Annotated in this window: 13 protein-coding genes; 10 read left to right on the forward strand and 3 right to left on the reverse strand. The window is 49.6% G+C overall.

From position 1 onward, the window contains the following. Positions 1-126: 126 nt before the first annotated feature. The 3 genes from gatB to gatC form a co-directional block, all read right to left on the reverse strand. The gene (gatB, locus tag GEV47_RS07545; protein ID WP_153234116.1) at positions 127-1,587 is read right to left on the reverse strand and encodes an Asp-tRNA(Asn)/Glu-tRNA(Gln) amidotransferase subunit GatB; all 1,461 of its coding nucleotides are present in this window, start codon (positions 1,585-1,587) and stop codon (positions 127-129) included. A 29-nt stretch (positions 1,588-1,616) separates the two neighbouring features. Next, entirely contained in the window at positions 1,617-3,095 is a 1,479-nt protein-coding gene (gatA, locus tag GEV47_RS07550; protein ID WP_153234117.1) for an Asp-tRNA(Asn)/Glu-tRNA(Gln) amidotransferase subunit GatA, read from the reverse strand. A gap of 97 nt (positions 3,096-3,192) precedes the next feature. After that, the gene (gene gatC, locus GEV47_RS07555) at positions 3,193-3,495 is read right to left on the reverse strand and encodes an Asp-tRNA(Asn)/Glu-tRNA(Gln) amidotransferase subunit GatC (RefSeq protein ID WP_153234118.1); all 303 of its coding nucleotides are present in this window, start codon (positions 3,493-3,495) and stop codon (positions 3,193-3,195) included. Between the two features lie 307 nt (positions 3,496-3,802). Between gatC and GEV47_RS07560 the strand changes: the two genes are divergently transcribed. The 10 genes from GEV47_RS07560 to GEV47_RS07605 all read left to right on the forward strand — a co-directional run bounded on the left by GEV47_RS07560 (position 3,803) and on the right by GEV47_RS07605 (position 14,883). After that, entirely contained in the window at positions 3,803-4,846 is a 1,044-nt protein-coding gene (locus tag GEV47_RS07560; protein WP_153234119.1) for a rod shape-determining protein, read from the forward strand. Positions 4,847-5,081: 235 nt separating this feature from the next. Then, the gene (gene mreC, locus GEV47_RS07565) at positions 5,082-6,167 is read left to right on the forward strand and encodes a rod shape-determining protein MreC (protein ID WP_153234120.1); all 1,086 of its coding nucleotides are present in this window, start codon (positions 5,082-5,084) and stop codon (positions 6,165-6,167) included. Then, on the forward strand, positions 6,164-6,676 hold the full coding sequence (mreD, locus tag GEV47_RS07570) for a rod shape-determining protein MreD (protein ID WP_153234121.1): 513 nt from the start codon (positions 6,164-6,166) through the stop codon (positions 6,674-6,676). Before mreC ends, mreD begins: the two co-directional genes overlap by 4 nt. Before the next feature lie 27 nt (positions 6,677-6,703). Further along, entirely contained in the window at positions 6,704-8,728 is a 2,025-nt protein-coding gene (mrdA, locus tag GEV47_RS07575) for a penicillin-binding protein 2 (protein WP_153234122.1), read from the forward strand. 2 nt (positions 8,729-8,730) lie between these two features. Beyond that, entirely contained in the window at positions 8,731-9,843 is a 1,113-nt protein-coding gene (gene rodA / locus GEV47_RS07580) for a rod shape-determining protein RodA (RefSeq protein WP_153234123.1), read from the forward strand. Between the two features lie 198 nt (positions 9,844-10,041). Next, complete coding sequence (locus tag GEV47_RS07585; protein ID WP_153234124.1) at positions 10,042-11,040, forward strand: septal ring lytic transglycosylase RlpA family protein; 999 nt, start codon at positions 10,042-10,044, stop codon at positions 11,038-11,040. A 310-nt stretch (positions 11,041-11,350) separates the two neighbouring features. Next, complete coding sequence (gene phnC / locus GEV47_RS07590) at positions 11,351-12,241, forward strand: phosphonate ABC transporter ATP-binding protein (protein WP_153234125.1); 891 nt, start codon at positions 11,351-11,353, stop codon at positions 12,239-12,241. 93 nt (positions 12,242-12,334) lie between these two features. Then, complete coding sequence (gene phnD, locus GEV47_RS07595; protein ID WP_153234126.1) at positions 12,335-13,318, forward strand: phosphonate ABC transporter substrate-binding protein; 984 nt, start codon at positions 12,335-12,337, stop codon at positions 13,316-13,318. Between the two features lie 169 nt (positions 13,319-13,487). Beyond that, the gene (gene phnE, locus GEV47_RS07600; RefSeq protein ID WP_153234127.1) at positions 13,488-14,300 is read left to right on the forward strand and encodes a phosphonate ABC transporter, permease protein PhnE; all 813 of its coding nucleotides are present in this window, start codon (positions 13,488-13,490) and stop codon (positions 14,298-14,300) included. Positions 14,301-14,424: 124 nt separating this feature from the next. Continuing rightward, positions 14,425-14,883, forward strand: a complete 459-nt coding sequence (locus GEV47_RS07605) for a GNAT family N-acetyltransferase (RefSeq protein WP_153234128.1) — start codon at positions 14,425-14,427, stop codon at positions 14,881-14,883. The last annotated feature ends 2 nt before the right edge of the window (positions 14,884-14,885 follow it).

The following is a 14,885-nucleotide window of genomic DNA, read 5'->3' on the forward strand; positions in this document are numbered from 1 at the left end:
TAGCTATGTATTTGCCATTGATTTGCTGTATTTCAACAAGAATAAGAAATGTGATCACAAAAAAAATGCTTCAACCAACCGGTTGAAGCATTTTTTGCGCAATAAGGTTTGGTAATAGGCGGGGTTTTAAGCCGTCAATTTCTGCTTCAATAATGCCGTCAGTTGCGCCGGATTCGCTTTACCTTTCGATGCTTTCATCGCTTGACCGATCAAGGCATTGATCGCCGCTTCTTTGCCAGCACGGAATTCTTCCACCGATTTGGCGTTGGCTGCCATCACGTCATCGACGATTTTTTCCAATGCACCGCTGTCCGAAATCTGACGCAAGCCTTTGCTGTCGATGATCTCGTCGGCCAAGGTATCTTGCGACGCCTTAGCTTCCCACATCGCTGCAAAGACTTCCTTGGCGATCTTGTTGGAAATCGTACCATCGGTAATCCGCTGCAACAGCAAGGCGAACTGCGTTGCGCTCACAGGCGATGCGCTGATATCGACGCTTTCGCGGTTAAGCGTAGATGAGATATCGCCCATCAACCAGTTTGCAGCCGGTTTGGCTTGCTCTTTACCGGCCTTGCTCACAATCGCTTCAAAATATGCCGCCATCGCCTTCGATTGCGTCAACACTGCGGCGTCGTATTCAGACAAAGCATACTCACGAACAAAGCGTTCGCGCATCGCGGCTGGCAATTCTGGCATGGTTGCACGGACGCGCTCAACCCACTCCCGGGAAATCGCCAAAGGTGGTAAATCCGGATCCGGGAAGTAACGATAGTCCTGCGAATCTTCCTTACTACGCATGGAACGCGTTTCTTTTTTATCGGGATCGTACAAACGTGTTTCCTGACGCACCACGCCACCATCTTCTATGGTTTCGATTTGGTTCTGCACTTCGTAATTAATCGCGTCTTCCAGGAAGCGGAACGAGTTCAGATTTTTAATTTCGCGGCGTGTGCCATATTCTTTTTGACCGACCGGGCGCACCGATACGTTGGCATCGCAGCGGAAAGAACCTTCCTGCATATTGCCGTCAGAAATACCCAACCACATCACCAGCGAATGCAAAGCTTTGGCATAAGCTACCGCTTCAACAGCACTGCGCATATCCGGCTCAGTAACGATTTCCAACAATGGCGTGCCAGCGCGGTTGAGATCAATGCCGGTCATACCCTGATAATCTTCATGCAGTGACTTACCGGCATCTTCTTCCAGATGAGCGCGCGTTAATTGCACCGACCGCACTTCGCTCTTGCCGTCTTTTTCCATCACGAACGACACTTTGCCCCCTTGTACCACCGGAATTTCAAACTGGCTGATTTGATAGCCTTTCGGCAGATCCGGATAGAAATAATTTTTACGCGCAAACACCGATAGCGGCGCAATCACCGCATCCACGGCAAGGCCAAATTGAATTGCCTTTTCCACTGCACCACGGTTCAACACCGGCAACACGCCGGGTAATGCCAGATCTACCGGACTAGCTTGTGTGTTGGGCTCGGCACCAAATTGCGTGGACGAGCCGCTGAAAATTTTTGAAACGGTCGAAAGCTGTGTATGCGTTTCCAGACCAATGACGACTTCCCATTGCATGATTTTTTTCCTTTGATTACTGAAGCAATTTATTGCGGCGCATTCTCTGGTGACTGCAAATGCCAATCCGTCACTTGCTGATACTGATGCGCGACGTTGAGCAATTTTGCTTCATCAAAATAACTGCCGATAATTTGCAATCCAACCGGACGTTTTGCGTTCTTTTCACCCTGACCGAAACCGCATGGTATCGACATGCCCGGCAATCCAGCCAGACTGCTCGACAAGGTGTAGATATCAGCCAGATAGTTCGCCACCGGATCATTCGCTTTCGCGCCCAAATCCCAGGCCACTGTCGGTGCAACCGGACCCATGATGACGTCGCAAATACGATCCGGCCCAGTCAACGCCCGTTGAAAATCTTCGGCAATCAGACGACGAATTTTTTGTGCCTGTAAATAGTAAGCGTCGTAATAACCGTGCGACAACACATAAGCACCGACCAGGATACGGCGCTTAACTTCTTCGCCAAAACCTTCCGCGCGCGACTTTTGATACATGTCTGCGAGGTCTTTGTAATTGGCAGCGCGATGACCATAACGCACGCCATCGAAACGGCTCAAATTGGATGATGCTTCGGCTGGCGCAATCACGTAATACACCGGAATCGACAGCTCAGTTTTTGGCAATGAAATATCGACCAAGGTCGCGCCCAGCTTTTCATATTCAGCCAATGCTGCGCGAATCGCCTGTTCTACATCTGATGCCAATCCCACGCCAAAATATTCCTTAGGAATACCGATGCGCAAACCCTTCAAATCTTTATTCAGATCACGCGCGAAATCTTCTTTTGGACACTCCAGACTCGTTGAGTCGCGCGGATCAAAACCGGTCATCGCATTGAGCAATAACGCACAATCTTCTGCCGTTTGCGCGATCGGGCCAGCTTGGTCCAACGATGAGGCAAAAGCGATCATGCCGAAACGCGATGCACTACCATACGTTGGTTTGATGCCGGTCACACCGCAAAACGATGCTGGCTGACGAATCGAACCGCCAGTATCGGTGGCTGTCGCAGCCGGTGTCAACCGTGCCGCAATTGCTGCGGCAGAACCACCGGAAGAGCCACCAGGAATCGCGGTTTTATCCCAAGGATTTTTGACGGCGCCAAACGCTGAATTTTCGTTAGAGGAACCCATTGCAAATTCGTCGCAATTGAGTTTTCCCAAAGTCACCATGCCAGCGTTGTTGAAGTGATCCACCACGGTCGCATCAAACGGGCTGACATAGTTAGCCAACATTTTAGAACCTGCTGTTGAACGCCATCCGCGTGTGACAAAAATGTCTTTATGCGCAATCGGAATGCCGGTCAATACAGTCGTGTTGTTTTGCGCCAGCCGTTGATCGGCAGCGCGCGCTTGTTGCAGTGTCAAATCCTGATCGACATGCAAAAACGCGTTCAGATCACTTTGCGCAATCCGTGCCAAATACAGCGTTGCCAATTCTGTCGCCGAAATTTTCTTTTCGTGCAACAGCGTCGATAATTGTTTAAGAGTTTTGGTATGCATAAGGGTGCAATCTACTGAAATTATTTTTCAAAATATTACGCGGCTTTCCTCTCGCTCACGTTTGCAGGAAAGTGGCCGGAAGAAGGAAGCGAATCAGTTATTCAATCACTTTAGGGACCAAATACAACCCATCCTCTGTCGCCGGTGCAACTTTTTGATATTCATCACGATGATTGGTTTCGGTCACCACATCGTCGCGCAAACGCAGCGACAATTCAGTTTGCAGGGCGGCAATCGGGTGGCTCAAAGGCTCCACGCCAGTCGTATCAACGGCGCGCATCTGTTCCACCAAGGAAAAAATACCGTTGAGTTTGTCTAAAGTCGATGCCGCCTGATCTTCAGTGAGTTCCAGGCGCGCCAGATTGGCAATGCGTTTAACGTCGGAAAGAGCTAATGACATGATTTTTTTAATAACGTATCGAGCACGCTACAGAAATGTTAATAAAATGACCTCGTGACGGCTTTGTGTTGCTAAAGTCGGCAGAAATCTATTGAAAAAGCAAGCAATTTTGACCTTTTAACAGTCAATTCGATGCAAATTATAAGGTAGAATGTCGCGTTCATGCCGCATTGAGCAGAAGTTACTTGCCGTTGCCTGCAAGTTGCTAATTTGTATGCAGGGCATGAAGATGCGCTTTAGTGCATCTACGACAAGATTCCCCCTATTTATAATTTACGCGCACCATTGTTGCGCATCAGGACAATTCATGTTTGGTTTTTTACGTAGCTATTTTTCGAATGATTTAGCGATTGATCTGGGTACCGCGAATACGCTGATTTATGTACGTGATAAAGGTATCGTTTTGGACGAACCGTCAGTCGTTGCCATCCGCCAGCAAGGCGGCCCGAACGGGAAGAAAACGATACAAGCGGTCGGTAAAGAAGCAAAGCAGATGTTAGGTAAAGTGCCTGGCAATATCGAAGCTATTCGTCCGATGAAAGATGGCGTGATCGCTGACTTTACCGTCACCGAGCAAATGCTTAAGCAGTTCATCCGTATGGTGCACGACACCAAAATGTTCAAACCGTCACCGCGCATCATCATTTGCGTTCCATGCGGCTCTACTCAGGTTGAACGTCGTGCAATTCGTGAGTCGGCGTTGGGCGCTGGCGCATCCCAAGTATTTTTGATCGAAGAGCCAATGGCTGCGGCGATTGGTGCTGGCTTGCCGGTATCTGAAGCGACCGGTTCGATGGTGGTTGATATCGGTGGTGGTACTACTGAAGTCGGTATCATTTCCCTGGGCGGCATGGTCTATAAAGGTTCTGTCCGCGTTGGCGGTGACAAATTCGATGAAGCCATCGTTAATTACATTCGCCGCAACTACGGCATGTTGATCGGCGAGCAAACTGCTGAAGCGATCAAAAAAGAAATCGGTTCGGCTTTCCCAGGTTCTGAAGTCAAGGAAATGGAAGTTAAAGGCCGCAATCTGTCCGAAGGTATCCCACGTTCATTCACGATCTCAAGCAATGAAATCCTGGAAGCGTTGACCGATCCGCTCAACAACATCGTTTCTGCAGTCAAAAATGCGTTGGAACAAACGCCACCGGAACTCGGTGCCGACATCGCTGAAAAAGGCATGATGTTGACCGGTGGCGGCGCATTGTTGCGTGACTTGGACCGATTATTGATGGAAGAAACTGGCTTGCCAGTGATCGTTGCCGAAGATCCACTGACCTGCGTAGTACGCGGCTCCGGTATGGCTTTGGAACGGATGGACAAACTAGGTTCGATTTTCTCTTACGAGTAATCGGATAAGCCGGAATAAATTCACTATTTATGATGTATGCCACTTACTGCGGAACATCTGAAGTGAGTGGTTGTCTGAATGGCTGAGATACAGAAGATGTCGGGTTTTTTCTGTTCTCAGCCATTAGCTCATATATAAGTAAGTGAATGATATTCGTAAGCCATCATTTTTATAACGCGCATTTCCCAAAATTTAGTTCCCCTTCGCTAGTCACTGCAAAAGCCGTTCGCCACCGATGGAATACAGCCCGCCGCCACTTTTTAAACAAGGCACTCCAGCCCGAGTGAAGGCCGTTTTTTGCGCTCTGCTGGCAATTGCTTTACTGATTGTAGATTCACGGATGCACTCGCTGACGTTCTTGCGTCAGACAGTCGCCACAGCGCTTTATCCCGCGCAAAAAATAGCCTTGATGCCACGCGACACTTTCGACAATGTCTCGACCTACTTTTCGCGCCTGTCTGCAATAGAAAAAGAAAATAAAACCTTAGAGTCGCAACAGGCTGCGCGCGCGCAACAGCTGCAACAAGCACAATTGCTCATCACTGAAAATGCGCAGTTGCGTAAACTGCTAGGCGCACAGCAACAGCAACCGGTGAAATCAGTGATGGCCGAAATTCTCTACGATGCCCGCGATCCATTCACACGCAAAGTGATCATGGATAAAGGGTCACAACACGGCATCGCTGCTGGACAACCGGTGATTGATGATGTCGGCATCGTTGGACAGGTAACACGGGTGTTTCCATTTTCGTCCGAAGTGACTTTACTGACCGACAAAGATCAAGCGATTCCGGTGCAGGTGGCACGCAATGGCTTGCGCAGCGTAGCGTATGGCAGCGGCGAATCTGGCTATCTCGATTTGCGCTTTATGAGCGCCAATGCCGATATCAAAAAAGATGATGTGCTAGTCACATCCGGCATTGACGGCGTGTATCCGGCCGGCCTGGCAGTTGCCAAAGTAATATCCGTCGAAACCAAATCTGCAGATGCCTTCGCCCATATCGTGTGTGAGCCGATTGCCGGTATTGAAAAACATAAACAACTGCTGATCTTATTAGTCAATCCTAATCCAGAACCGCGACCAGATGATGTCGCGCCGCAGGCCACCAACAAAGACGAAGCGCTCAGCAAGCGTCGTACAACCAATAACGCCGACGGCAACAAGGATGCGGTAGATGTAGTAAAGCTGGCGCAACAAAAAGCCGCTAAAGAAGGCGCGAAAAATAGTAGCAAAAACGATGCGGCTAAAACCAGTGCCGCAAAAGCTGATGCTTCAAAAGATCCCGCTGATCGCAAAAACCCTAAGGAGCGTAGCAAATGAGACGCCCGCATTACATCCTCTTGCCGGCCAATAGCGCTTTCATCGCTCTGACATTATTGCTGGCCTTTTTTCTGAATTTATTACCGTGGGGTCTATCGCCGATTGCTCCCGATTTTGTCGCTTTGGTATTAGTGTTTTGGTGCATCTATCAGCCACGCAAAGTCGGCATCACGATCGCGTTCTGTCTGGGTTTGTTGATGGACGTGCATGATTCCACGCTACTCGGCCAGCATGCTTTGGCCTACACATTTCTAGCCTACACCGCGATCATGATTCACCGTCGCGTGTTATGGTTTTCGCCGCTGACACAAGCGCTACACGTCTTGCCATTGCTGCTGCTGACGCAGCTGCTGCAACTGGTAGTGCAAATGATTATTCACGGCAAATTCCCGGGTTGGGAGTTTTTTTACTCCAGCATGGTGAGTACGCTCTTATGGCCGCTGTTATGTTGGTTATTATTAGCGCCACAACGCCGTGCTGTGAATCGTGATGAAAATCGCCCGATCTAGAGAGCGACATGGGCGCCCAAAAACTTCATGACTGAATTTAAAAATACCGAAAGCGAACTCCATAAATTCCGCATGCGGATCACCGCTGCAGTGTTGTTTGTGGTGTTGTGTTTTTCGCTGCTGGTCGCGCGCTTTGTCTGGCTGCAAGTGGTACGGCATGATGCCTACGCCGCACAAGCCGAAGAAAATCGGATTTCGCTGGTGCCTATCGTTCCTAATCGCGGTTTGATTATGGATAGACATGGTGTCGTGTTGGCACGTAATTATTCTGCTTACACGCTGGAGATCACGCGCTCCAAACTGAACGGCAAGCTGGAAGATGTGATTGATGATTTATCGCACATCGTCAATATTGATGCCAAAGATAGACGTCGTTTCAAAAAGCTGATGGATGACTCCAAAAGTTTTGCCAGCTTACCGATCCGCACTCGCCTGACTGACGAAGAAGTTGCACGTTTCACCGCGCAACGTTATCGCTTTCCTGGCGTTGACGTGCAAGCACGCTTGTTCCGCGAATATCCGTTGGGCGACGTTGCCGCGCATGTGATCGGCTATATCGGCCGGATCAGTCAAAAAGATGCCGCCGCCATCGAAGACAGTGATGATGCCGCCAATTACAAAGGCACGGATTACATCGGCAAAGAAGGCCTTGAAAAAAGCTACGAACACTATCTGCATGGCACCACGGGTTACGAAGAAGTTGAAATCTCCGCCAGTGGCCGGGCTGTTCGCACCTTATCACGCACCTCGGCGATACCTGGCGACAATCTGATTTTGTCGATTGACATCGGACTGCAAAAAGTCGTGCAAGAAGCCTTTGGTAAAAATCGGGGCGCATTGGTGGCGATTGATCCCGCTACTGGCGATATATTGGCTTACGTTTCCCAGCCGACTTACGACTTGAATATGTTTGTCGATGGCATTGATCAGCAAAGCTGGGATGAGTTACTCAATTCACCCGACCATCCTTTGATCAATCGACCGATGAACGGCACCTATCCGCCAGGCTCCACCTACAAACCTTTCATGGCACTGGCGGCGCTCGAACTGGGTTTGCGTAAGCCGCAAGATGCCATCAGAGACCAGGGTTTCTTTATGCTGGGCGGACATAAATTCCGTGACGATGTCCCCGGTGGCCATGGCATTGTGAATATGTCCAAAGCGATTATCGAGTCCTGCGATACCTATTTCTACATGTTGGCCAATGATATGGGTGTCAATGCGATTTATGACTTCATGAAGCCATTCGGTTTTGGACAACTGACCGGCATTGATCTGGAACATGAACGCACCGGCTTGCTGCCTTCTCCAGCGTGGAAAAAGCGCACATTCAAAACCGCATTACGACAAAAATGGCTGGGTGGCGACACTATTTCACTTGGTATCGGCCAAGGGCTAAATGCATTTACACCATTGCAAATGGCGCACGCTCTGGCAACGTTAGTGAATAACGGTATTGTCATGAAGCCGCATCTGGTCAAAACGATAGAAGATGGTGTTAGCCACAAGCTGACCGAAACCGTACCGAAAGAAAGTTATCGGATTCCGCTGAAACAGGAAAATATCGACTTCATCAAAAACGCCATGGTAGCTGTGACCCATAGTGGTACTGCGGCCAGAGTGTTCGCGGGTGCCGGCTATGAATCGGGCGGAAAAACCGGGACGGCGCAGGTATTTACGGTCAAACAAGATGAGAAATACAATCGACATACGGTCAGTGAGCGTATGCGCGATCATGCGTTATATACGGCTTTTGCGCCCGCTGATCATCCTCGCATTGCGATTGCCGTGATTGTTGAGAATGGTGGCTTCGGTGCTACGGCGGCGGCGCCGATTGTACGTAAAGCACTGGATTATTATCTTCTCGGCAAATTGCCCGCAGATAGCGCGCTGAATGCCAGTGCGCCGGACGATGCCAAAAAAGACAGCAAATCAGAAGCTACAGCAACGGCGGTCGAACAACCCGCACCAGATCAACCAAGCGACAATCCGGATGCAACGACAGATGCCACTTATAAAACCGGTGCTGAAACTGCTGGAAATAAAGAATAATCATGGATTTTACCGATAAACAATCCTGGTGGCGTCTGATCAAATCACAAGTAGTGAAATTTGATGCGGCATTGACCTTGATCATATTTCTGATCCTGTGCGTGGGATTGGTGACCTTATATTCTGCTGGTATCGACTTCCCTGGACGCGTAGAAGACCAGGTGCGCAATATTCTGGTGGCGTTCGTCATGATGTGGATCGCTGCCAGCATTCCGCCGCAAACGTTGATGCGCTTTGCCGTTCCCATTTATACAGTGGGTGTAGCGCTGCTGATTGCTGTAGCGCTCTTTGGTATCGTCAAAAAGGGGTCGCGCCGCTGGATCAATTTCGGCATTGTGATCCAACCGTCAGAGATTATGAAAATCGCCATGCCATTAATGCTGGCATGGTATTTCCAGCGTCGCGAAGGCATGATTACCTGGCGCGATTATCTGGTCGCCGCAGCATTACTGGCGATACCGGTTGGCTTGATCATCCGACAACCCGATTTGGGCACCGGAACACTGGTGTTGGCGGCCGGATTTTATGTGATTTTTTTCGCCGGTTTGTCTTGGCGCATATTGATTGGCCTGGCAGTGGCGGTTGGCGCCAGTTTGCCGGTGTTGTGGTCGGTGCTGCACGACTATCAGCGACAACGCGTGATGATGTTGATTGACCCGACCTCCGATCCGCTCGGCAAAGGTTTCCATATTATTCAATCCACCATCGCAGTCGGCTCTGGCGGTATCTTTGGCAAAGGCTGGCTGAAGGGTACGCAATCACATCTGGAGTTCATCCCGGAACGCACTACCGATTTCATCTTCGCAGTCTTCTCAGAAGAATTCGGCATGATAGGCAATTGCGTTCTGCTGTTCTTATATTCGCTGTTGATCGCACGCGGCATGATGATTGCACTCAATGCACCAACCATGTTCTCGCGTTTGTTGGCTGGCGCTATCACGTTGATTTTCTTTACCTACGCGTTCGTCAACATGGGCATGGTCAGCGGCATCTTGCCGGTAGTCGGCGTGCCATTGCCATTTATGAGTTACGGCGGTACAGCGTTGCTTACACTGGGTTTAGGTTCGGGTATTTTGATGAGCATACAGCGCCATCGTAAATTGATTCAGACTTGATTGAGCAAAAGCAAGAAAGCGTAATCAGTTTAATAAATATCACATCAATCCAATCTGCGTCGTCCCCGCGAACGCGGGGATCCATCTTACGTTTAACATGGATTCCCGCGTTCGCGGGAACGACGGATTTTTAAAATTGATTACGCTGGATCAGTTACAAATCTATTTCGTTTAGCTCTGAAATCTTAGGAAAGCATCATGCGTTCTTCTTATCTTTCCCGTTACGCTGCCTGGGTCACGTTGACATCTGTGCTGATACTGGCCGGTTGTAGTACTACGCCGCCATCTACAGCACCGGCAACCAAGCCCGCATCGTCATCCTCATCAGGCAAACTGGTTTTACCTCCGGCCGGCTCGGGACGCGGTGGCTACTATAAGGACGATGGTCCTGGCGATGACATTCCGGCTGGCCTGGAAAATACACCCGATGCAACCCCAGACATCGAGCCGTACGCTAAAACTGGCAATAAACCATACGTAGTATTTGGCAAAACCTATACGCCGCTGGTGGACAACAAGCCGTTTAAGCAACGCGGCACCGGCAGTTGGTATGGCAAGAAATTTCACAATAAGCGCACTTCATCGGGTGAACTATATGACATGTACAAAATGTCAGCGGCGCATCCGACGTTGCCGATCCCATCTTATGCACGGGTTACCAATTTAAGTAACGGCAAGAGTGTTATCGTTCGCATCAATGACAGGGGTCCGTTTCACTCCAGCCGCATCATTGACCTATCCTATACCGCAGCACTCAAATTAGGTTATATCGGCCACGGCAGCACTGAACTGGAAGTTGAACGCCTGCTTCCCGCGGATATTATCGCTATCAATAAAAACGGGCCTACTGCCAATTCGAAGGCGATAATGGCAACCGTAGCGAATACAGCACCGTCGGATAGCGGCGTTGCTACCTCGGTAGCTACACTGCCAACTCCGCCATCACAGCCAGCAGAACTTGCCAGCGGATTTTATTTGCAACTTGGTGCATATGCACAGCAAGCCAATGCCGATGCCGCGCAACAGCGTTTGCAGCAACAACTTCCCGATCTTTCCGCCCCGTTAAATATCTCTCCCAATAACGGCGTATATCGTTTGTATGTCGGGCCGTTTTCTAGCCGGTCCGAGGCCGAAAATACAGGACTACAAATACGACAACGAACCGATGTCGCTGCGATTGTTGTACAAAAGTTATAGCATTTCCAATTTCACCACCTTGACATTGTAATTATTACAATGTCACTCAGCGCCCCAAAACTCTGGCGCTTGTACGATCATATCGACCGCCTTCTCCTCAGAACCACCTGAGTTCAGAGCATCTTTAACAAGCCCAAACCAGTAATTAATCCATATTGTCGACAAAACACAATCTGCAATGTCATCAAATGGTCATGAAAACTTCATACGCACGACATATTTGGTAGTGATACTGCGACCATTCTTTGCAACACGCTGTCAGTGAAGGTCATGCCTTTGCTACCTCGACAGCAACAAAAATGGTGAGACTATGGTTGAAGTAAAAGGTTTGTCGAAGACATTTCGCGGCACAGGTGCGGCGGGTAACACGGGCAGCTTTCAGGCGCTCAATAATGTCACCCTGTCTTTCGCTCCGGGCGAAATGGTCGCGTTGATTGGTGCTTCCGGTTCCGGTAAATCCACGCTGTTACGTCACATGTCCGGCTTGATGGCCGGCGATCGTGATGCTGAAGGCAGCGGCGGCGAAATCATCATTAACGGTCAAATCGTGCAGAAGAACGGTGTGATTGCGCGTCATATCCGTGCAGTACGTGCCAATGTCGGTTTCGTTTTTCAGCAATTCAATCTGGTAGGTCGTTTGCCGGTATTAACGAACGTGTTGACCGGTGGCTTGTCGCGCATTCCACTGTGGCGCAGTTGCTTCAAACTGTTTACGCCAGAAGAAAAAGCCCTCGGCATGGAAGCGTTAGCGCGGGTTGGCATCGTTGATCACGCCTATAAACGTGCCGCACTGCTATCCGGTGGCCAGCAACAACGCGCCGCGATTGCTCGCACCATCGTCCAAAAAGCCAGCATCGTATTGGCCGATGAACCGATCGCTTCGCTCGATCCAGAATCCGCCCGCAAGGTCATGCAAACGCTGGCCGATGTCAATCGCATCGACGGCACCACGGTGATCGTATCTTTGCATCAGGTCGATGTTGCCATCCGCTTTTGCCCTCGCACTGTCGCGCTAAATAAAGGTCGAGTAGTGTATGACGGCCCTTCCAGCGCTCTGACCGAAACAATGTTACGCGAATTATATGGCACCGAAGCAGCCGATATTATCGGCGGCTCCAACAGCCTGACGCGCCCTGCAGTTGACGTCGCTACGCCATTTGATCGACCTGCAGTCAAACCTGCTCTGGCGATTGTCGCATAACGTATTTGAGTAAATTTTTCACCTGCTTTCCCTGTTGTCTCCACGTCGTTTTTGTCTAATTTCTTATCTATATTCCTATTAGGAGTTTCGTTCATGTTTAAAAAGTTAATCTCCACCGCTGCCATGAGCTTGGCTGTGTTGGCAAGCAGCTCTGCAGTCGTGCATGCGCAAGAAGCGGGCAAAGAAATCAATTTCGGTATCATCTCGACTGAGTCATCACAGAATTTGAAACAAGACTGGCAACCAGTGCTCGACGCTATGAGCAAAAAACTGGGCGTTAAAGTAAATGGCTTTTTCGCTTCTGACTACGCTGGCATCATCGAAGGTATGCGTTTCGGCAAAGTACAAGTAGCCTGGTTTGGCAATAAATCAGCAATGGAAGCGGTAGATCGCGCCGGCGGCGAAGTGTTTGCGCACGTCATGAATACTGACGGCACAGAAGGCTATTACAGTTTGGTCGGCGTTCCAGCGGACAGCCCACTGAAAAGCGTTGACGATATTTTGAAAAATTCAAAAACACTGAATTTTGGTATTGGCGATCCTAACTCGACATCCGGTTTCCTGGTACCGAGCTACTACATCTTCGGTCAAAATAAAGTCGATCCAAAAACAGCATTCAAAACTATCCGTAGCGCTGAACACTCAGCCAATATTCTTTCAGTCGTCAACAAACAAGTTGATGCTGCCGTGTTTGCATCAGACACACTGGCGCTGATCGAAGCACGTCAACCGGACGTCGCCAACAAACTGCGCATCGTTTGGAAATCACCATTGATCGCTGCTGATCCGCTGGTATGGAAAAAAGATTTGCCGGCCGCTACTAAAGAAAAAATCAAAGACTTCTTCGTCAACTATGGCAAAACCGGCCCTAACGCAGCGCAAGAAAAAGTGGCGCTTGAAAAGTTGAAATACAGCGGCTTCAAAGAGTCCAGCGATGCCCAGTTGATCCCGGTTCGCCAATTGGAATTGTTTAAAGAAAAAACAAAAATCGAAGCTGATAACAACCTGAGCGTTGAAGATAAGAAATCCAAACTTGACGCAATCAATGGCAAGTTGGCTGCATTGGCAAAAGCCTAAAGTAAAGTGAAATGACCACCCTTCTCCCCGCACGCGGGAGAAGGTTAGGGTGAGGGCAGTTGCAAGTCGTCGCTGAGGGCTGAACAACTACCCTGACCTTAACCTGAATTTCTTACCTTCACCTGCGGGAGAAGGACTTAAAGTCTCTTTGTTTCAACACGTACACCAAATGACAACTTCTGCAAAAATGCATACAGCTCCGGTACTCCCAACATTCCCAACTCCGCCCAAACAACCAATAACCCGCACGCTGTTTTGGGGCGTATTGCTAGCCGTTCTGATCGGGACCTGGAAAGGTGCGGACATGCGCCCGCTGGAGTTGTTCCGCGACAGTGGCAATATGGTCACGTATGCAGCCAGCTTTTTCCCGCCAGACTTCCATGAATGGCGCACCTATTTGCAAGAGTTGCTGGTGACCATACAAATCGCCATATGGGGCACTGTGTTGGCGGTCGTCGTTTCCGTCCCGCTGGGATTGCTGGCATCAGAAAATATCACGCCAGCATGGATCAACCAACCGGTGCGACGCTTCATGGATGCAGCGCGGGCAATTAATGAAATGGTGTTTGCGATGTTGTTCGTCGTCGCCGTCGGCCTTGGGCCTTTTGCCGGTGTTCTTGCATTATTTGTCTCCACTACCGGCACTCTGTCGAAATTATTTTCGGAAGCTGTTGAAGCGATTGATCCGCAGCCCGTTGAAGGTATCCGCGCTACTGGCGCACATGCGTTAGAAGAAGTGGTGTTCGGTGTTCTGCCACAAGTTCTGCCGTTGTGGATTTCCTATACCTTGTATCGCTTCGAGGCCAACGTCCGTTCTGCCACCGTAGTCGGTATGGTTGGCGCTGGCGGTATCGGTGTAATTTTGTGGGAAGTAATCCGCAGTTTTGAATACGCTGAAACGTGTGCCGTATTGATCATGATTGTAGTCACGGTAACTCTCATCGATATGATGTCGTCACGTATGCGCAAGCTGTTCATATAATGCATGTTGTCGGCTTGATGGATCAGTGTATTTTTGTCGCTGTTCCAGCTGGCGTTTAATAGAAACACGCACCTTTGCAACCCGATTCATTGACACTGATTACGATCTACCATTAAGCGTTTGTATGCCTGATCCAGCTATCGAAATCAAACCGGCTACAGCGGATGATGCGCACACCATTATCCGGCTCCTGGCTGAAATGGATGACACCCCGACACGCCCGAATTTGGGCGTTGACAGGGCGCGTACGATCATGGAACAAATGGCGGCATATCCCTATTTCCGTGCTTATCTGGTGCTGGCTGATGGTGTCGCTGTTGGCACTTTTAGCTTATTAGTTTTTGGCAGCCTCACGCACGAGGGTGCGCAACAGGCGGTACTTGATGCCGTAGTCATCAGCCGCACCTGTCGCAATCGGGGTATCGGCAGCGTGATGCTGGAGCAAGCTTGCCACATCGCCGCTGAAGCGGGTTGCTATAAAATTTCCTTGTCTTCAAATTTGAAGCGAGAAGATGCGCATCGCTTTTACGAAACATACGGCTTTAAACAACATGGTGTCAGTTTTAGTTTGCCGTTGATCTAATC

The sequence above is a fragment of the Glaciimonas soli genome, assembly GCF_009497155.1.
Lineage (GTDB): Bacteria > Pseudomonadota > Gammaproteobacteria > Burkholderiales > Burkholderiaceae_D > Glaciimonas > Glaciimonas soli.

Bases quoted from the DNA above. Each gene is read 5' to 3' on its own strand.
- mreD (WP_153234121.1), top strand. From the start codon at position 6,164: ATGAGACGCCCGCATTACATCCTCTTGCCGGCCAATAGCGCTTTCATC.
- phnE (WP_153234127.1), top strand. From the start codon at position 13,488: ATGACAACTTCTGCAAAAATGCATACAGCTCCGGTACTCCCAACATTC.
- gatC (WP_153234118.1), bottom strand. From the start codon at position 3,495: ATGTCATTAGCTCTTTCCGACGTTAAACGCATTGCCAATCTGGCGCGC.
- phnC (WP_153234125.1), top strand. From the start codon at position 11,351: ATGGTTGAAGTAAAAGGTTTGTCGAAGACATTTCGCGGCACAGGTGCG.
- gatB (WP_153234116.1), bottom strand. From the start codon at position 1,587: ATGCAATGGGAAGTCGTCATTGGTCTGGAAACGCATACACAGCTTTCG.
- mrdA (WP_153234122.1), top strand. From the start codon at position 6,704: ATGACTGAATTTAAAAATACCGAAAGCGAACTCCATAAATTCCGCATG.
- mreC (WP_153234120.1), top strand. From the start codon at position 5,082: ATGGAATACAGCCCGCCGCCACTTTTTAAACAAGGCACTCCAGCCCGA.
- GEV47_RS07605 (WP_153234128.1), top strand. From the start codon at position 14,425: ATGCCTGATCCAGCTATCGAAATCAAACCGGCTACAGCGGATGATGCG.
- rodA (WP_153234123.1), top strand. From the start codon at position 8,731: ATGGATTTTACCGATAAACAATCCTGGTGGCGTCTGATCAAATCACAA.
- phnD (WP_153234126.1), top strand. From the start codon at position 12,335: ATGTTTAAAAAGTTAATCTCCACCGCTGCCATGAGCTTGGCTGTGTTG.
- GEV47_RS07560 (WP_153234119.1), top strand. From the start codon at position 3,803: ATGTTTGGTTTTTTACGTAGCTATTTTTCGAATGATTTAGCGATTGAT.
- GEV47_RS07585 (WP_153234124.1), top strand. From the start codon at position 10,042: ATGCGTTCTTCTTATCTTTCCCGTTACGCTGCCTGGGTCACGTTGACA.
- gatA (WP_153234117.1), bottom strand. From the start codon at position 3,095: ATGCATACCAAAACTCTTAAACAATTATCGACGCTGTTGCACGAAAAG.